Below are 15,819 nucleotides of genomic sequence, written 5' to 3' on the forward strand. Positions count from 1 at the left end.
GTCTGTAGCCCTGGCGACGATCAACAGGGGGGCGGCACTTCATGCGCGGACGACTCGTACGGGGACAGCGGGCACATCCCGGGGCACAGCGCAGAGCCCGCGTCCTCGCGGTCGTCCTCGCCCTGCTCGGCATCCAGCTCGGCTGGCTGATCTCACCCGCCTACGCGTGCGGGTGCGGCGCCATGGTGCCGGACCCGTCGACGCAAATCGCCGTCTCCAGCGAGCAGTCCGTGCTCCGCTGGGACGGCCGGCAGGAACAGATCGTGATGCGGCTGACGGTGAACGGGGACGCCCGGCACGCCGCCTGGATCATGCCCGTCCCGCACCGGGCCGAGGTCCGGCTCGGTGACGCGGCCCTCTTCGACCAGCTGTCGAAGGCCATCGCCCCCGTGCACCGCACCCGCTACCACTTCTGGCCGCAGACCGGCGACTGGCCCTTCGACAGCCGACTGAACGGCGACGGTGCCCTGCCCGCCCAGGCCGCCCCCGGGGTCGGCGTGGTCGACCGGCAGCGGCTCGGCCCCTTCGACGTGGCCCGCCTCACCGCCACCGACCCGGCCGGCCTCGCCGACTGGCTGCACCGCCACGGCTTCGGCTTCCCCGACCGGCTCCGCACCGCCCTGAAGCCGTACGTCGACCAGCACTGGGAGTACGTGGCGGTACGCCTCGCCCCGAAGAGCGAGGGCACCGCCCTGCGCGGCGCCCTGGACCCGCTGCGGCTCACCTTCGCCAGCGACCGGCCGGTCTACCCGATGCGGCTGTCCCGGCTGGCCAGCACCCCGCAGTCGCTCGGCCTGTATGTGCTCGCCGCGCACCGCATGGAGACCAGCGGCACCATCGGCGGCCCGACGCCCGAGGTGGTCTTCGCCGGCCGGCTGCGCACCGGCTCCGCCGACGCCCTGGGCAGGCTGGCACGGGGAACGCCCTACCTGACCGCCCTGAGCCAGTCCTTCCCCTACCCGGAGCAGATCACCGGCGACCACGAGCTGCGCCGGGCGGCCGCCGACACCCCGGTCCAGCAGGTGATCTACGACGACGAGCTGCGCCGGGTCGCCGGGATCCCGGCCTGGGTGCTGACCGCCGGCGGCGGCCTGCTGGCCGTCGTGGCGGTGGTCGCCCTGATCGTCGTACGACGCTCCCGGCGGCCGGTGATCCCGCCGCCGCCCGTGCAGGCACCGCCGCCGGTCACCCCGCGGGCGCCCCTGGGCTGAGACGATGGGACCGCACCATGCGCAGCCACACAGCCACCACCGAACTCTCTTCCACCGGTCACTCGGGAAAGGCAGCAGGAGCATGAACGGGTCGCAGGTCTGGGACGACGTCGACGACTACTTCATCACCCGTCTCTCCCCGGACGACGAGGTGTTGCAGGCCGCGCTGCGGGAGAGCGAGGCGGCCGGGCTGCCGCCCATCGCCGTCACGGCCGCCCAGGGCAAACTGCTGCATCTGCTCGCCCAGGTGCAGGGCGCGCGCTGCATTCTGGAGATCGGCACGCTCGGCGGGTACAGCACCATCTGGATGGCCCGCGCGCTGCCCGAGGACGGCAGGCTGATCTCACTGGAGTACAGCGCCAAGCACGCCGAGGTGGCGACCCGGAACCTCGCCCGGGCCGGCCTGGACCGGATCACCGAGGTGCGGGTGGGCCCGGCCCTGGAGTCGCTGCCCAAGCTCGCGGACGAGAACCCGGCCCCCTTCGACCTGGTCTTCATCGACGCCGACAAGGTCAACAACCCGCACTACGTGGAGTGGGCGCTGCGGCTGACCCGGGCGGGCAGCCTGATCGTCCTGGACAACGTGGCGCGCGGCGGCCGGGTCGCCGACCCGGACAACACCGACCCGGACGTGGTCGGCACCCGGGCCGCCCTGGAGCTGATCGCCACCCATCCCCGGCTGACCGGCACGGCGATCCAGACCGTGGGCCACAAGGGCTACGACGGCTTCGCCCTGGCCCGGGTGCTGGGCTAGGGCCTTTCTTTCGCCGGCAAGATCCGAAAGAGAGGCCCTAAGCAGCCCGGTCCGATCTCACCCCTCGTGGTAGAAGCCGACGTTGACGCTGCGCGGCGCGGTGCGGTCCTGGACGATGATCTCGCCGGACGCCCCCCGCGGCAGCGCGACGCTGGTGCCGTAGGCCACCGTCTGCGCGTACTCCCCGACGACCAGCCGCACCTCGGAGGCCGGGTCGGCCTGGGAACCGCGCAGCCAGGTCAGCTGCCAGCCGCCGTCGGGGCCACAGCGGAACTCCAGATGGACGCGGGAGACGAACAGCCAGTCCTCCGGGGTGACCAGCCGGCACACCGCCCCGTCCCGGCCGACCCGCAGCACGGCGTCCGGCTCGCTCGGCGCGTCGGCCATCGTCATACCGGCCGTGGCGCCCGTGTCGTCCCCGGACACGGTGGCCATGGTGAGTTCGAGCACGCGTCTTCCCCCTGAAACGTCCCTGAGCGGCGGGCGGTTCGCCGTTCGTACCCGCCGCCGCATGATAAAACGCCCGGCGGGGTGGCGTCCGGCACAATGGGTTCATGACCGAGCGAAAGCCACCGGGCGTGTCGTTCGAGACCTGGGCGGACAAGCAGATCCGGGACGCACAGGCGCGCGGGGAGTTCGAGCATCTGGCCGGGGCGGGGGCGCCGCTGCCCGCCGAGGTCGACTCGACCTATGACGAACTGTGGTGGGTCAAACGCAAGATGGTCCGCGAGGGGCTGTCCGTGCTGCCGCCCGCGCTGGCGCTGCGCAAGGAGGCCGAGGACGCGCTCGCGGCGGCGTACGCGGCCCCCTCGGAGCGGATCGCGCGGAAGATCATCGAGGACGTGAACGTCAAGATCAAGGACATGATGTTCAAGCCCCCGCCCGGCCCGCCGCTCGGCAGGAAGCCGTACGACGTGGAGGAGGTCCTCCGCGAGCGCCGCCGCCGCAGAGGACCGTCCCCGTCGCCCGGGGCGTCAGAGGTGTAGCAGCCGTCCGGCCAGCTCCCGGTAGTCGCGCATCGCGAGCCGCAGCTGCTCGGTGTCGCTCTCGGAGTCCTGCCAGGACATGCGCAGGGTACGGCGCCGGCGGCTGACGGCCTCGCCGAACCGCTGGGCGATGTCCTCCAGCGCCCGGTCGGCCTGCGCGACGGCCTCCCCGGGCTGCTCCACGAACCCCGCGGCCAGCTCCCGCAGGCGCTGCTCCCAGCGCTCGGTCTCCTCGTGCGGGAGCAGCGGGGCACCGGCGCCGGCGGGCGCGGGGCCGCCGCCCGGCCAGGCGTCCCGGTCCGGGGCCTCGGAGCTGCGGGCCTCCCGTGCACTGGCCGGCTGCGCCGCGGGCGCGCCCAGCCCGTCCTCGGGCATCGCGCCCTCCTCGCCGCCGCTCGCCAGCTCCTCGGTCCCCGGCCGCAGCCCCTCTCCCCCGGACCACGCGTCCTCCCGGGATCCGGCCGGGCCCCGGTCGTCCCCGGTCAGCCCGTCCCTCCCGGGTCCGGCGGCGCCGGGCAGCCGGGAAGGCGGCTCGTCGGGAGCGGGTGCGGCCCCGCCGGGCGCCGACCGGGCGCCGGGCTCACCGGGCAGCCGCTCCTCCGGCCGCGCCGCCCGTGCCGCCCGCCGCCCCGGGGTCGCCTCCCCCGGCGCCCACTCGGCCCCGGTGTCCGCCCACTCGTTCCCGGTGTCCTCGTAGCGTTCCTGCCCGCTCGCCTCGACGCCGTTCCCGCCGCGGTCCTCGAAGCGGTCCGAGCGGGGCGCGGCAAAGTCGTCCGGCGGCCTGTCCCTCCGGTCCGGCATGGCTATACCCCCTCTTGCGAGCGGCCCCTGGTGGAGGAGCCGGCTGTGGTGGTCAGGTCGTCGAAGAGGGCGCGGGCGCCGACGAGGGCCCGGCGCATCTCCTCGGTCCCGGCACCGTTCCCGCCCGCGGCACCGGTACCGCCGGCCCCGCCCGACGCCACCCGGTGCACCTGCCGGTAGCCGTCGACGTGGCCGGGGTGGTGGACGGAGAGCGCGGCGAGCTGCTCCTCGTAGCGCGCGCCGTCCGGGTAGCCGCGGGCGGCGGCCAGTTCCGCGAGCAGCCGGTCGGCCTCGGCGACCGCCTCGCGCGGTGCCTCGACGAAGTGTTCCTGGACGGTCGCCCAGCGGTCCGTGTACTGCCGCAGCGCCGCCTCGTCCAGTGGACGTTCGCGCAGGTCGCCGTGGTGTTCCAGGCGGTCGGCCAGCTCCCGCTCGGCGGCTCCCGCGTCCCCGTCGTGCCGGGCGACCGCCCGGTCGTACTCGGGCCCGAAGCGCTGCTCCAGGCTGGGCCCGTGGCGCCGTGCCCGGCCGCGCAGCGCCAGGGCGACGGTGCCGACGACCACGACTGCCGCGATCACGATCAGAGCGATGATCAAGCCTGTGGACATGTCCTCCGGGTGACCCGGAAGGGGACCGGCAAACAGCGGCTCGCGGGAGTCGGCCGACAATGGCCCCCATGACATGGACCATCGCCCCGGAGCCGTACGACTCGCCCACGGCCGCCGCCCTGTGGCGGGCGTACTACACGGAGGTCAGCGACCGCTGGTACCTGCTGCACGAGGGGCGCCGCACCGACCCAGCGGAGCTGGAGCGGGAGATCGCGGCGGAGACCGGCGCCCATCTCGCGCCGCCCGGCGGGCAGTTGCTGGTCGGCCGGTACGACGGCGTCCCGGCCGGCTCGGCGGGCGTACGGCTGCTGAATCCGGACACCGCCGAGCTGACCCGGGTCTTCGTGGCCGAGGGCAGGCGCGGCACGGGCGGTGCCGCGCTGCTGGTGGCCGCCGCCGAGGAGGCCGCCCGCGCCCTGGGCGCCCGGCGGATCGTCCTCGACACCCGCTCCGACCTGCGGGAGGCCCGCGCCCTGTACGCCCGGCTCGGCTATGCGGAGACCGCACCGCACAACGCGGAGCCGTACGCCGAGCACTGGTTCCGCAAGGAGCTGCGGGCGGTCAGCTGACCTCGGCCCGCGGGCCGTGGTGGACCGGCTGCCCCTCCTCCGGCCCCTCCCGCGACGAGCCGCACAGCTCCCCGGTCAGCTCCTTCACCAGCTGCACCAGGTCGGTCGAGCGGCCCGGCTGCCACCAGTCGCCGAGCAGCTCGGCCAGGGACTCCTCGCGGGCCGCCGCCAGCCGTTCGGCGACCTCGCGGCCGGACGCGGTCAGGTACAGCTCGACGCCCCGGCGTTCGGCCAGCCGCCGCTCCTCGACCTGGCGGGCGGCGGCGAGGACGGCCTCCAGCGGGACGGGGCCGCGCTCGGCGAGCTGGGCCGGCTCGACGCAGCCGTGCTTGCGGATGCGCAGCAGCACCCAGCTCGCGGCGGGCAGCAGATCGTAGCCGGCCCGTTCGGTGATCTTCCGGTAGACCTGGCGGCGGCCCTCCCGGGTGCCGAGCACGGACAGCGCCCGGCAGACCTCGTCGTACGAGGACCGCTCGACCGGGTTGGGCGCGAGCGTCTCGGAGACGTCCGGCGCGGTGACCGAGCCGCGCAGCGGGTCCTCCTTCAGGAACCACGCCAGGACGAAGCCGAGGAGGGCGACGGGGGCGGCGTAGAGGAACACGTCGGTGATGGCGGACGCGAAGGCGTGCAGGGCCGCCGGGCGCAGCGCGGGCGGCAGGGCGGCGATGCCGCGCGGGTCGGCCTTGAGGGCGTTCGGGTCGGCCCCGGGCGGCAGCCGCACGCCCGCGAAGGCCGCGGTGAGCTTGTCGGCGAGACGGCCGGAGAAGACCGTGCCGAAGATGGCGACGCCGAAGGAGGCGCCGATGGAGCGGAAGAAGGTGGCTCCGGAGGTGGCGACGCCCAGGTCCTCGTACGCCACCGCGTTCTGCACGATCAGCACCAGCACCTGCATGACCAGGCCGAGACCGAGGCCGAAGACGAGGAAGTACACGCTCATCTCCGCGGTGCCGCTGTGCTCGTCGAGCCGGTGCAGGAGCAGCAGCCCGAGGGCGGTGACGGCGGTGCCGGTGACGGGGAAGACCTTCCACCGGCCGGTGCGGCTGACGATCTGCCCGGAGACGGTGGACGACAGCAGCAGGCCGAAGACCATCGGCAGCATGTACACGCCGGACATGGTGGGGCTGACCCCGTGCACGACCTGGAGGAAGGTCGGCAGATAGGTCATCGCGCCGAACATCGCGAAGCCGACGATGAAGCTGATGACGGCGGCGAGGACGAAGGTGCGGATCCGGAACAGCTTCAGCGGCAGGACGGGTTCCGCGGCCCGGCGCTCGACGGCGACGAACGCCACGGCCAGCAGCACGCCCAGCACGGCCAGCCCGATGATCTGCGCCGAGTCCCACGCCCAGGTGGTGCCGCCGAGCGAGGCGTCGAGGACCAGGCAGGTGGCGACCGCCGCGATCAGGAACGTACCGAGGTAGTCGATGGCGTGCCGCTCGGTGCGGCGCGGGATGTGCAGGGTGGTGGCGATGACGGCGAGCGCGACGACACCGACGGGCAGGTTGACGTAGAACACCCAGCGCCAGCTCAGATGCTCGGTGAACAGGCCGCCGAGCAGCGGCCCGAGCACGCTGGTCGCGCCGAACACGGCTCCGAACAGCCCCTGGTAGCGGCCACGGTCGCGCGGCGGTACGACGTCCCCGACGATGGCCATCGACAGCACCATCAGCCCGCCGCCGCCCAGGCCCTGCACCGCCCGGAACGCGATCAGCTGGGGCATGTCCTGGGCGGCCCCGCACAGCGCCGAGCCGATCAGGAAGATCACGATCGCGGTCTGGAACAGCCGCTTGCGCCCGAACTGGTCGCCGAGCTTGCCCCACAGCGGGGTGGCGGCGGTCGAGGCGAGCAGATAGGCGGTGACCACCCAGGACAGGTGCTCCAGACCGCCGAGGTCGCTGACGATGGTGGGCAGCGCGGTCGACACGATCGTCTGGTCGAGTGCGGCGAGCAGCAGCCCGAGCAGCAGGGCGCCGATCGAGACGAGCACATTGCCGGGGACGTGTTCGCCGTCCTTCACGTCCTTCGCCGTTCCGTGCGTGTCCAGGGCCATGGAGACCTCCCGGGGCTCGGTGCGCCTCTTCCATCGTGGTGGGTGTCACCGTTTATGGCCTGTTGAGTCCTGTGTCGCGGCGGGAGATACGGAGAAGGTCTGCATAGTCTCGGAAGGCCGCGAGGGGGAGGGGCGAACACATGAGCGAGCACGGCAACGAGCACATAGGCGCGCGCAGCGCCGCCGTCTGCCCGGAGTGCGGGGCGCCGCGGGGAGCGGACCGCAGCCCGTCGTGCGACTGCACCGCGCGGGCCGCAAAGGTGCTGCGCGAGACGCGGACGGCCGAGGCAGCGGCGGCGGAGGACTTCGATCCGCTGCGGATCCGGCCGTACGTCGAGATGCCCGACCAGGACCCGGGAGCGGCGGCCACCGCGTCCTTACCAGTGGTCGTCGGGGCCACGCTGCCGCCGGGCCCGGCCCGTGCGGACCCGCCGGTGTGGCAGAGGGACGGCGGACCGGCCGCGCAGGAGACCGGCCGGGGCCGGCGCCGTACGGTTCTGCTGTCGGTCGCGGGCGTGGGGGCCGCGGTCCTGGCGGTGGCCGGTTTCGCGCTGTTCTCCTATCACGCGCCGTCCCGGGACCGGGACCGGGCGGCGGCCGAGGAGGTCAGGGCGAGCGTCCCGGACGTCACCGCGCAGCGGTCCGCCTCGCCGACGGCCCGGACGGCGACCGCGACACCCCCGCCGCCCCCGCAGGCCGCGCCGGCCGCGTCGCCCCCCTCGCCTTCGGCCACCGCCGGCGCGTCCCCCTCCCCGACGCCCTCGCCGACGCACAGCGCGACCGCGTCCCCCTCCGCCTCCCGCGCCCCGTCGGCGACGGCCAGCGCCGCTCCGGGCGCCACACCGGCCGCCGGCCCGGTGCTGCGGACCGGCGACTCGGGCCCGCAGGTCGTCGAACTCCAGGAGCGGCTACGGCAGTTGAACCTGTACGACGACCCGGTCGACGGCGTCTACGACCGCCCGGTGTGGGACGCCGTACGCACCTACCAGCTGGCGCGCGGCATCCAGGGCGACACGCTCGGCGAGTACGGCCCGGCGACCCGGGCGAGCCTGGAGGCGGAGACGTCGAAGCCCTGAGCGCAGGGGCCGTCAGCCGATGTGCAGCCGGATGGTGCCGTCCGCCGCGGGCTCGACGCGGACCCGGGTGAGGTCGGGCACGGTCACGTCGGGGCCGTGCGCGGCGGCGCGCGGGCCGACGCCGACCACCCGCATACCGGCGGCGCGCCCCGCCGCGATACCGGCGCCGGAGTCCTCGAAGACGACGCAGTCGGCCGGGTCGACGCCCAGCTCGGCGGCGCCCTTCAGAAAGCCCTCGGGGTCGGGCTTGCTCGCGCCGACCGACTCGGCGGTGACCCGGACCTCGGGCAGGGGCAGCCCGGCGGCGTTCATGCGCGCGGTGGACAGCGGCACGTCGGCGGAGGTCACCAGCGCGTGCGGCAGGCCGTGCAGGGCGGCGAGGAAGGCGCTCGCGCCGGGGATCTCCACCACGCCGTCGGTGTCGGCGGTCTCCTCGGCGAGCAGGCGCGCGTTGTCGGCGAGGTTCTCCGCCACCGGCCGGTCGGGCAGGAGGACGGCCATGGAGGCGTGCCCCTGACGGCCATGGACGACCCGCATCACCGCGTCGCCGTCCAGCCCGTGCCGCCGGGCCCAGCCTCGCCAGACGCGTTCGACCACGGCGTCCGAGTTGACGAGGGTGCCGTCCATGTCGAGCAGGAGGGCGCGGGCGGTCAGGACGGCGGGCGTGGCGGTGGCCGGCATCGGCAGCTCCAGGAACGGACGAGCCCCCGGGGAGACGCCGGGGTGCGGGACAAGGCGGCCCCGCCCGCCGGTCAGGGAGAACGGGCGGGAGCCACTTTGTTTCTCCACGGTACAAAACCGGGGGGCGTTTCCGCCACCGGCTTTCCCGGGTGCGCCGCCGGCGGACTCAGCCCGCCACCGCCTCCCACAGGGTCCACACGCCGAGCGCCAGCATCAGCAGCGCCGCGATCCGTGTGATCAGCCGCAGCGGCACCTTCCTCATCAGGGCCTTTCCGCCCACGATGCCGAGTCCGGCGACGGCCCACAGGCCGAGCGTCGCGCCGAGGCCGACGGAGAGCGGGTCGTCGTAGCGGGCGGCGAGGTTGGCGGTCATGATCTGGGTGAGATCGCCGAACTCGGCGACCAGGATCAGCATGAAGCCGGTGCCGGCGACCTTCCAGAAGGACTGGTCGGCGGGCTTCCTGATCTCCTCCTCGCCGTCGTCGTGCTTGAGCAGCAGCATCGCGGCGCCGCCGAGGAAGAGGACGCCGGTGACGGCGTGCACGAGCCGCTGCGGCATCAGGGTCAGCACGCTGCCGGCCGCGACGGCGAGCACGACATGCAGCAGGAAGGCCGCGGCGACACCGGCGAAGACATGACTCGCGCGGTAGCGGGTGCCGAGGACCAGGCCGGCGAGCGCGGTCTTGTCCGGCAGCTCGGCGAGGAAGATGACGCCGAAGACGAGCGCCGTCACGGTGATGCTGATCAAGGTTCCTCAATCGGTCGGGGCTGCCCGCCGAGAGTGTGGTGCGTCCCACGATGACACCTCGGCACGGCAGCGCACTGGGCGCCCGCACCGGGGCACGGGCCTGCACTGCTTGCCGAAGGTCTCGCTGGCGGCCCGCACGAGGTCCGCCTCCGGGCGCCGGCTCAGCCTGGCTGAGCAGTATGTCGACGGTCCGGCGAAGAGCTACTCCCCTTCTGCGCTCCCCATCGTACGGGATGTGAAGGTTTTCCCGTGAACCTTGGCGTGACATGAACACGCCACTACCTTCTTACCGAGCGCTCACCTCCCGGCAACACACCGCGGCGAGCATTGCCTCGCCCGCGCCCCAATCCCCCACATCCCACAGGGAGTTCGCATGCCGCAGAGCTACGCGCGTCGACGCTGGAGCATAGTCGGGGCGCTTACCGGACTCATAGCCTCCGCAGCCCTGTTCAACAGCCCGAGCGCCTCCGCCGCCCTGCCCACCCCGGTCAGCGCCGCCACCGCCCGCACCTACCTCGCCGAGCTCACCGTCGCCGCCGAGAACCGCACCGGCTACGACCGGAGCCTGTTCCCGCACTGGATCACCATCAGCGGCACCTGCAACACCCGCGAGACGGTCCTCAAGCGGGACGGCTCGAACGTCGTCACCGACTCCTCCTGCGCGGCCACCGGCGGCAGCTGGTACTCGCCGTACGACGGCGCCACCTGGACCGCCGCCTCGGACCTGGACATCGACCACCTGGTCCCGCTGGCCGAGGCCTGGGACTCCGGGGCGAGCGCATGGACCACCGCCCGGCGCCAGGCCTTCGCCAACGACCTGACCCGGCCCCAGCTCATCGCCGTCACCGACAACGTCAACCAGGCCAAGGGCGACCAGGACCCGGCCACCTGGGTGCCGTCCCGCTCCGCCTACGTGTGCACCTATGTCCGCGCCTGGGTGCAGGTGAAGTACTACTACGACCTCTCGGTCGACCCGGCGGAGAAGACGGCGCTCACCCACTACCTGGCCGGCTGCTGAACCGGCGCCGCCCGGTGCGTCAGGAGACCGGGCGGCGGCGCACCAGGAAGCCCGCGACCGCCCCGACCCCGAACAGCGCGGCCACCGACACCCCGGTCGCCACCCAGGTGGCACCCAGCCACCGGGCGCCGTAGTAGCCGAGGGCGACGCTGTAGCCGGCCCAGGACAGACCGGCCAGGGCGGACCAGGGCACGAAGTCGCGGGCGCGGCGGTGCGCGGCGCCCGCGCAGAAGGAGACCACCGAGCGGCCGGCCGGGGCGAACCGGGCCAGCACCACCAGCGCGCCGCCGCCCCGGGCGAGGGCCTCGCCGAGCCGCTCCTGGGCGCTGGTCAGCCGCCGGGAACGGGCTATCGCCCGGTCCAGCCGCTCACCGCCGCGCCAGGCGAGGCGGTAGGCCACCAGGTCGCCGAGGACGGAGGCGGTCGTCGCGCTGAGGATCAGCGCGAGGATGTCCGGCACATCGTGCGGCACGCGTCCGGTCGCCGCGCCCGAACCGGCCGCGGCGGCGGTGGCCGCCGTGATGACGAGCACCCCGCTCGGCAGCACCGGCAGAAAGACGTCGAGCAGCACGGACAGCGCCACCACGGCATAGATCCACGGCCCGGCCGCCAGCGACCCCAGGCTCTCCCACACGACGACTCCCGTTGCTCCCCCGTTGACAGCCATACAGCGTACGCGGGGGGTGTGACACCGGGGTCCCTGGGGCCTCGGGAGGCGGATGCGGCGGAGCCGCACGCACACGCATCGGCGCCCTCCCCGAGGACCGGGAAGGGCGCCGTGGCACGGGTGACGCGGGATCAGGCCGCTATCGGGGCACGGTCGGTGGCGCGGCCGCCCTCGGCGGCGGTGCGGCGGCCGAACAGGCGGTCCAGGCCGAAGGCGCCGGAACCGGTGAAGACGAGCAGCAGGAACGCCCAGCAGAACAGGACGGACAGCTCGCCGCCGTTCTGGATGGGCCACAGCGCGACCTTCTGGTGCACGTCGAAGTACGCGTACGCCATCGAGCCGGAGGCGACCAGCGCGGCCCCGCGGGTGCCGAGACCGAGGAGCACCAGGGCGCCGGCGACCAGCTGGATCACCGCCGCGTACCAGCCGGGCCAGGTGCCGGCCGGGACGGTGGCGCCGGTGCCCATGGCGCCGCCGAGGACGCCGAAGAGCGAGGTGACGCCGTGCACGGCGAAGAGCAGACCGATCACGATGCGGAAGAGCCCGAGGACGTAAGGCTGAGCGGAGTCGAGACGTGCGGACATGGGGGGTTCTCCTCTTCGGTGTCTTACGGACCGGCCCGCCGGGGACGGACGGGGCGGATGGGGAGCGGGTACCGAACGGAGAACTCAGGTTAGGCCGACCTAAGCAGTACTTGCAACTTCAACATTCAGCCGATTTTCCGCTTCCGCTTGCGGGCAGGCCGAGGACCCGCACCGCAACGTAGAGCCAATTGCGGTGCGAGGGAAGGAGATTGACGGCCAGTCAGCGCACGGGGTGGCCCCGCACCTCGAGGCCGCCCAGCAGCTCCGCTGTGGCTCGGGCCACAGCGTCCACGGCCTGGTCGAAGACCTCGCGGTTGTGGGCGGCCGGGGCCCGGAAGCCCGAGACCTTCCGTACGTACTGAAGGGCGGCGGCGCGAATGTCGTCCTCCGTGGCCTCACCGGGCAGCACGGGCGGACGCAGCGTCTTGATACTCCGGCACATACCCGAAGTCTCCCGCGCGCCCCGCGTTCCTGCGATGATCACGTGCGAAGGCGGCCACCGATCCCCGGGGCCGACCGTCGAAGGGAACAACTCCATGACGAACCAGCGCTCTCCACAGCCTGCCCGGACGCCGTACAGCGTGGCGGTGCTCGGGCCCGGCGGCACGGGCGGTCTGCTCGCCGCCCTGCTGTCCCGGGCCGGCCACCGTGTCGTCTGCCTGGCCCCGGAGGCCACCGCGGACACCCTGCGGCGCGACGGAATCACCGTCCGCAGCGCCCAGTTCGGGAACTTCACCGCCCCCGTCGAGGCGGACACCGAGCTGCGCACCCCGGTGGACGCCTGCCTGATCACCGTCAAGCACACCGCGCTCGACGCCGCCCTGACCCGCGTCCCGCCCGCCGCACTCGGCGACGCCCTCGTCGTACCGCTGCTGAACGGCGTCGAGCACCCGGACACGCTGCGCGCCCGCTACGGCGCCGGCCGGGTCGCGCCGGCCGTGATCCGGGTGGAGTCCACCCGGGTGGCACCGGGCGTGATCGAACACGGCAGCCCGTTCACCGAGATCGACCTCGCCGGGCAGGCGGTACCCGGGCCGCGGCCGGCCGCGCTCGCCGCCGCCCTCACCGCCGCCGGTACGACGGCCCGGCTGGTCGAGGACGAGACGGCGGCGCTGTGGGCCAAGATGGCCTTCCTCGCCCCGTTCGCCCTCCTCACCACCCGCTACGCCCTCCCCCTCGGCGAGGCCCGCACCCGCCACCGGGAGGAGCTGGAGGCGCTGGTCGCGGAGACCGCCGCGGTCAGCCGTGCCTGCGGCGCCCCCGCCGACCCGGCCCAGGCCCTCGCCCGGTACGCCGCCTTCCCGGCCGCCACCAGGTCGTCCATGCAGCGCGACGCCGAGGCGGGCCGCCCGCTGGAGCTGGACGCCATCGGCGGCGCCCTGCTGCGGGCGGCCGAGCGGCACGGCGTACCGGTACCGGTGACGGCCAGGCTGGTCGCCGAGGTGGCGGCGGCCGGGGCCGCCCGCCGGCGGGACTGACCCGGGACACGACGAAGCCCCCGGCCGTGGTCGGCCGGGGGCTCCTTGTCGGTGGGCGCGGACGGTTTCGAACCGCCGACATCCTGCTTGTAAGGCAGGCGCTCTACCCCTGAGCTACGCACCCGCACCCCGGGCCGTACGCCCAGGACGAGTCGACAGCCTACCTTGCCCGGACGGGTGCACCGCAAACCCGTACCGCCGGGCCACAGGCCTATAGGGGGGTTATCCCCACCCTGGGCCGGGAGCAGGCCGGAGTCCCCTCCCGAGCATGATCGTCTACGGTCGTGGCAGACCATCTCAGGGGGAGTTCTCGCATGACCCGTTCCCTTCCCGTCCGCGCCGCCGTCACGGCCGTACTCGCCGGTGCGCTCGTCGCCGGGCTGAGTGCCTGCGGCGCGTCCGCCGACGACGACAAGCACCCGGACCACCGGTCCTTCGCGCTGCACGGCCGCACCCTCACCGTCGACTCCGACGACGCGGCCCTCGACATCGTCCCCGCCCGGGGCGGCGGCAAGGCGGGCACGGTCGCGGTCACCCGCTGGTTCCAGGGCTCCGTGACCGTCGGCAGCGGGCCCTCGCTGAAGTGGTCGCTGGACGGCGACCGGCTGGTGCTGCGCACGGACTGCTCCGGGCTGATCGCCGACTGCTCGACCCGCTACCGCGTCGAGGTGCCGGCCGGGGTCGGCGTCCAGGTCGTCGACGGCAACGGCAGCGTGCGGGCGCACGGCTTCACGACCGCGCTCGGGATCCACACCAGCAACGGCGAGGTCCACGTCACCGACTCCACCGGCCCGCTGGACCTGCGCTCGGACAACGGCGCGGTGCAGGCCACTGTCTCCTCGCGGCGGGTGCACGCCGAGTCCAGCAACGGCACGGTGGACCTGGAGCTGAAGGCTGTACCCGACTCCGTGGACGCCTCGACCGACAACGGCGCGGTGACGGTCACCCTGCCCCGCGCCGAGTACCACGTGCGGGCCGACTCGGACAACGGGGCGGTCTCGGTGGGGGTGCAGCAGCGCGACCGCAGCCCGCACCGGGTGACCGCGAACTCCTCCAACGGCTCGGTCACGGTACGGAACGCGAACTGACCGGCCCGTGTCTTCGTCCGCACCGGGTGGGAGAATGACTCCACGTCCGCCACCCAGGGCGAAGCACAGCACGGGAGAGGGATGTGACGGCGACACCCGGCACGCCATCGACACCGCCGTACCCGCCGCCGTCCGCCGCACCGGCCCGGCGCGGGCCGGGCACCGCCACGGCCGTGCGGGACATCCTCACCCTGCTGGGACTGCCGGTGCTGCTCGCGCTGGCGCTGCCCGGCGCGTTCGCCGGGGGCGGTACCCGGCGCTGGTTCGGCGGGCGGGCGGAGAGCCTGCGCGCCGAGGCGCAGGCCGCGAAGGACGCGGCGGCGGCCGCGTTCTACGAACTCGACACCGCCCAGCGGGACCTGCGGATCTCCGTGGAGACCATCACGGCCGTGGACGACTCCCCCGCCGCCCGCCGTACCGTCACCGACTTCGAGGCGCTCGGACAGCGCATCGACGAGGTCAGCCGGCGCTACATCCAGGCCGTCGACGCGCACGACCTGGACCGGGACGACCTGGAGGCCGCCGCCGCCACCCGGGCGCGGTCGGAGCTGACCGCGGCCCGCGACGAACTGGTGCGGGTCAAGCAGGAGCTGGACCGGTTCGGCAGCTCGCTCGGGCCGCTGCTCGACAAGGCCGAGACCCAGCTGGCCCGGGTCGCGCCCGCCGTGGAGCGGGCCCGGCAGGCGCTGCTGGCCGCGAGCAACGCCCTGGACGCGGTCCGGGAGCAGGGGCTGCGGGCCGACGACCTCGCCGCCCGGCTGGCCGCCCTCTCGCCCGAGCTGACCCGGCTGAACCAGGGGGCGGGGCAGCACGGGGTGCAGCAGACGCTGGAGCGGGCCGAGCGGGTGCAGCGGGAGGCCGGGGCGATCCGGGCGGAGGCCGAGCGGCTGCCGGAGCGGGCGGCCGAGATCGACCACCGGCTGGTCTCGCTGCGCACCCGGGCCCAGGCGCTGACCACCCGGGCCGGTCAGGTCGACCCGGTCCTCAGCGAGCTGCGCCGGCGGTTCTCGGCCGCCTGCTGGCAGGACCTCCAGCAGGTGCCGGAGCGGGCCGCGGAGGCGGTACGGCAGGCCGAGGAGAAGCTGCGCGAGGCGCAGACGGCGCGGGACGCGCAGCGCTGGGCGGACGCGGCCTCCCTGCTGTCGACCGTGCGGGCACTGCTGAACAGCACGGACGAGGCCGTCTCGGCCGCCGGGGAGCGGCTGAACCGGCTGAACGCCGTACAGAAGGACCCGCGGGCGGAGGTCGAGCGGACCCGGTTCGCGATCCGGGACGCGCAGCGGCTGGCGATGGCGGGGCGTACGACACCGGATCCCCGGCACGCCGGTCCGCTGGACGAGGCGGTGGCCCGGCTGGAGCGGGCGGCCGCGGCGGTGCAGGAGGGGCGGCACCCGGACTACTGGCACTTCCTGGGCGAGACGGAGGCCGTGCGGCGGGTCGCGGCGGCGGTGGTGGCGCGGATCCGGGAGGAGCGCGGCGGCCACTGAGCGCGGCGGCCGT

At 74.3% G+C, this 15,819-nt stretch carries 18 protein-coding genes and 1 tRNA gene; 9 read left to right on the plus strand and 10 right to left on the minus strand.

Annotated elements, in window-relative coordinates; genetic code table 11:
- Positions 1-41: 41 nt before the first annotated feature.
- Complete coding sequence (locus ACFVIU_RS25255) at positions 42-1,211, plus strand: DUF2330 domain-containing protein (protein ID WP_385845221.1); 1,170 nt, start codon at positions 42-44, stop codon at positions 1,209-1,211.
- A gap of 82 nt (positions 1,212-1,293) precedes the next feature.
- Positions 1,294-1,965: an O-methyltransferase gene (locus ACFVIU_RS25260; protein ID WP_385845222.1), complete on the plus strand. Its 672-nt coding sequence runs from the start codon at positions 1,294-1,296 to the stop codon at positions 1,963-1,965.
- A gap of 57 nt (positions 1,966-2,022) precedes the next feature.
- On the opposite strand, the gene ACFVIU_RS25265 is transcribed toward ACFVIU_RS25260, so the two are convergent.
- A complete protein-coding gene (locus ACFVIU_RS25265; protein ID WP_385845223.1) occupies positions 2,023-2,415 on the minus strand; it encodes a hypothetical protein in 393 nt (130 codons plus the stop codon).
- Positions 2,416-2,519: 104 nt separating this feature from the next.
- Between ACFVIU_RS25265 and ACFVIU_RS25270 the strand changes: the two genes are divergently transcribed.
- Entirely contained in the window at positions 2,520-2,951 is a 432-nt protein-coding gene (locus ACFVIU_RS25270; protein WP_385845224.1) for a DUF1992 domain-containing protein, read from the plus strand.
- Here ACFVIU_RS25270 and ACFVIU_RS25275 read toward each other — a convergent pair.
- Both ACFVIU_RS25275 and ACFVIU_RS25280 read right to left on the minus strand, forming a co-directional pair.
- The gene (locus ACFVIU_RS25275) at positions 2,940-3,752 is read right to left on the minus strand and encodes a hypothetical protein (RefSeq protein ID WP_385845226.1); all 813 of its coding nucleotides are present in this window, start codon (positions 3,750-3,752) and stop codon (positions 2,940-2,942) included. The genes ACFVIU_RS25270 and ACFVIU_RS25275 overlap by 12 nt on opposite strands.
- 2 nt (positions 3,753-3,754) lie before the next feature.
- Positions 3,755-4,360 carry a hypothetical protein gene (locus tag ACFVIU_RS25280; RefSeq protein ID WP_385845227.1) on the minus strand — a complete coding sequence of 202 codons (606 nt, stop codon included), beginning with the start codon at positions 4,358-4,360 and terminating at the stop codon, positions 3,755-3,757.
- A gap of 68 nt (positions 4,361-4,428) precedes the next feature.
- On the opposite strand from ACFVIU_RS25280, the gene ACFVIU_RS25285 reads away from it, so the two are divergent.
- The gene (locus tag ACFVIU_RS25285) at positions 4,429-4,929 is read left to right on the plus strand and encodes a GNAT family N-acetyltransferase (protein WP_385845228.1); all 501 of its coding nucleotides are present in this window, start codon (positions 4,429-4,431) and stop codon (positions 4,927-4,929) included.
- Here the strand turns inward: ACFVIU_RS25285 and ACFVIU_RS25290 are convergent.
- Positions 4,922-6,979, minus strand: coding sequence for a DHA2 family efflux MFS transporter permease subunit (locus tag ACFVIU_RS25290; protein WP_385845229.1), 2,058 nt, complete (start codon positions 6,977-6,979; stop codon positions 4,922-4,924). The two genes, ACFVIU_RS25285 and ACFVIU_RS25290, sit on opposite strands and share 8 nt — an antisense overlap.
- Positions 6,980-7,119: 140 nt before the next feature.
- Between ACFVIU_RS25290 and ACFVIU_RS25295 the strand changes: the two genes are divergently transcribed.
- A complete protein-coding gene (locus ACFVIU_RS25295; RefSeq protein WP_385845231.1) occupies positions 7,120-8,055 on the plus strand; it encodes a peptidoglycan-binding protein in 936 nt (311 codons plus the stop codon).
- Between the two features lie 12 nt (positions 8,056-8,067).
- Here ACFVIU_RS25295 and ACFVIU_RS25300 read toward each other — a convergent pair whose 3' ends face one another.
- Together ACFVIU_RS25300 and ACFVIU_RS25305 are read right to left on the minus strand one after the other, a co-directional pair.
- Positions 8,068-8,736, minus strand: a complete 669-nt coding sequence (locus ACFVIU_RS25300; protein ID WP_385845232.1) for an HAD-IA family hydrolase — start codon at positions 8,734-8,736, stop codon at positions 8,068-8,070.
- Positions 8,737-8,902: 166 nt separating this feature from the next.
- Positions 8,903-9,484, minus strand: a complete 582-nt coding sequence (locus ACFVIU_RS25305) for a TMEM165/GDT1 family protein (protein WP_385845234.1) — start codon at positions 9,482-9,484, stop codon at positions 8,903-8,905.
- 373 nt (positions 9,485-9,857) lie between these two features.
- On the opposite strand from ACFVIU_RS25305, the gene ACFVIU_RS25310 reads away from it, so the two are divergent.
- The gene (locus ACFVIU_RS25310; protein ID WP_385845235.1) at positions 9,858-10,502 is read left to right on the plus strand and encodes an HNH endonuclease family protein; all 645 of its coding nucleotides are present in this window, start codon (positions 9,858-9,860) and stop codon (positions 10,500-10,502) included.
- Positions 10,503-10,521: 19 nt separating this feature from the next.
- On the opposite strand, the gene ACFVIU_RS25315 is transcribed toward ACFVIU_RS25310, so the two are convergent.
- The 3 genes from ACFVIU_RS25315 to ACFVIU_RS25325 form a co-directional block, all read right to left on the minus strand.
- Positions 10,522-11,169, minus strand: coding sequence for a DedA family protein (locus ACFVIU_RS25315; protein ID WP_385845237.1), 648 nt, complete (start codon positions 11,167-11,169; stop codon positions 10,522-10,524).
- A 131-nt stretch (positions 11,170-11,300) separates the two neighbouring features.
- Entirely contained in the window at positions 11,301-11,753 is a 453-nt protein-coding gene (locus tag ACFVIU_RS25320; RefSeq protein ID WP_385845238.1) for a DoxX family protein, read from the minus strand.
- Positions 11,754-11,973: 220 nt separating this feature from the next.
- Entirely contained in the window at positions 11,974-12,195 is a 222-nt protein-coding gene (locus ACFVIU_RS25325) for a DUF2277 domain-containing protein (RefSeq protein ID WP_385845239.1), read from the minus strand.
- A 94-nt stretch (positions 12,196-12,289) separates the two neighbouring features.
- Between ACFVIU_RS25325 and ACFVIU_RS25330 the strand changes: the two genes are divergently transcribed.
- Positions 12,290-13,231 (plus strand): ketopantoate reductase family protein, encoded by a 942-nt coding sequence (locus tag ACFVIU_RS25330; RefSeq protein ID WP_385845240.1) that lies wholly within the window; start codon positions 12,290-12,292, stop codon positions 13,229-13,231.
- Between the two features lie 52 nt (positions 13,232-13,283).
- On the opposite strand, the gene ACFVIU_RS25335 is transcribed toward ACFVIU_RS25330, so the two are convergent.
- A tRNA-Val gene (locus ACFVIU_RS25335) sits at positions 13,284-13,355 on the minus strand.
- Between the two features lie 190 nt (positions 13,356-13,545).
- Here ACFVIU_RS25335 and ACFVIU_RS25340 point away from each other — a divergent pair.
- Both ACFVIU_RS25340 and ACFVIU_RS25345 read left to right on the plus strand, forming a co-directional pair.
- Positions 13,546-14,319 (plus strand): DUF4097 family beta strand repeat-containing protein, encoded by a 774-nt coding sequence (locus ACFVIU_RS25340; protein WP_385845242.1) that lies wholly within the window; start codon positions 13,546-13,548, stop codon positions 14,317-14,319.
- An 83-nt stretch (positions 14,320-14,402) separates the two neighbouring features.
- Positions 14,403-15,806: a hypothetical protein gene (locus ACFVIU_RS25345; protein WP_385845243.1), complete on the plus strand. Its 1,404-nt coding sequence runs from the start codon at positions 14,403-14,405 to the stop codon at positions 15,804-15,806.
- Positions 15,807-15,819 lie beyond the last annotated feature (13 nt).

This window comes from Streptomyces sp. NPDC127190 (assembly GCF_042672505.1).
In the GTDB taxonomy this organism is placed as follows: Bacteria; Actinomycetota; Actinomycetes; order Streptomycetales; family Streptomycetaceae; genus Streptomyces.

Coding starts and splice junctions, on each gene's coding strand:
- ACFVIU_RS25255 (WP_385845221.1), top strand. CDS start 42: ATGCGCGGACGACTCGTACGGGGACAGCGGGCACATCCCGGGGCACAG.
- ACFVIU_RS25260 (WP_385845222.1), top strand. CDS start 1,294: ATGAACGGGTCGCAGGTCTGGGACGACGTCGACGACTACTTCATCACC.
- ACFVIU_RS25270 (WP_385845224.1), top strand. CDS start 2,520: ATGACCGAGCGAAAGCCACCGGGCGTGTCGTTCGAGACCTGGGCGGAC.
- ACFVIU_RS25275 (WP_385845226.1), bottom strand. CDS start 3,752: ATGCCGGACCGGAGGGACAGGCCGCCGGACGACTTTGCCGCGCCCCGC.
- ACFVIU_RS25280 (WP_385845227.1), bottom strand. CDS start 4,360: ATGTCCACAGGCTTGATCATCGCTCTGATCGTGATCGCGGCAGTCGTG.
- ACFVIU_RS25285 (WP_385845228.1), top strand. CDS start 4,429: ATGACATGGACCATCGCCCCGGAGCCGTACGACTCGCCCACGGCCGCC.
- ACFVIU_RS25290 (WP_385845229.1), bottom strand. CDS start 6,979: ATGGCCCTGGACACGCACGGAACGGCGAAGGACGTGAAGGACGGCGAA.
- ACFVIU_RS25295 (WP_385845231.1), top strand. CDS start 7,120: ATGAGCGAGCACGGCAACGAGCACATAGGCGCGCGCAGCGCCGCCGTC.
- ACFVIU_RS25300 (WP_385845232.1), bottom strand. CDS start 8,736: ATGCCGGCCACCGCCACGCCCGCCGTCCTGACCGCCCGCGCCCTCCTG.
- ACFVIU_RS25310 (WP_385845235.1), top strand. CDS start 9,858: ATGCCGCAGAGCTACGCGCGTCGACGCTGGAGCATAGTCGGGGCGCTT.
- ACFVIU_RS25315 (WP_385845237.1), bottom strand. CDS start 11,169: ATGGCTGTCAACGGGGGAGCAACGGGAGTCGTCGTGTGGGAGAGCCTG.
- ACFVIU_RS25320 (WP_385845238.1), bottom strand. CDS start 11,753: ATGTCCGCACGTCTCGACTCCGCTCAGCCTTACGTCCTCGGGCTCTTC.
- ACFVIU_RS25325 (WP_385845239.1), bottom strand. CDS start 12,195: ATGTGCCGGAGTATCAAGACGCTGCGTCCGCCCGTGCTGCCCGGTGAG.
- ACFVIU_RS25330 (WP_385845240.1), top strand. CDS start 12,290: ATGACGAACCAGCGCTCTCCACAGCCTGCCCGGACGCCGTACAGCGTG.
- ACFVIU_RS25340 (WP_385845242.1), top strand. CDS start 13,546: ATGACCCGTTCCCTTCCCGTCCGCGCCGCCGTCACGGCCGTACTCGCC.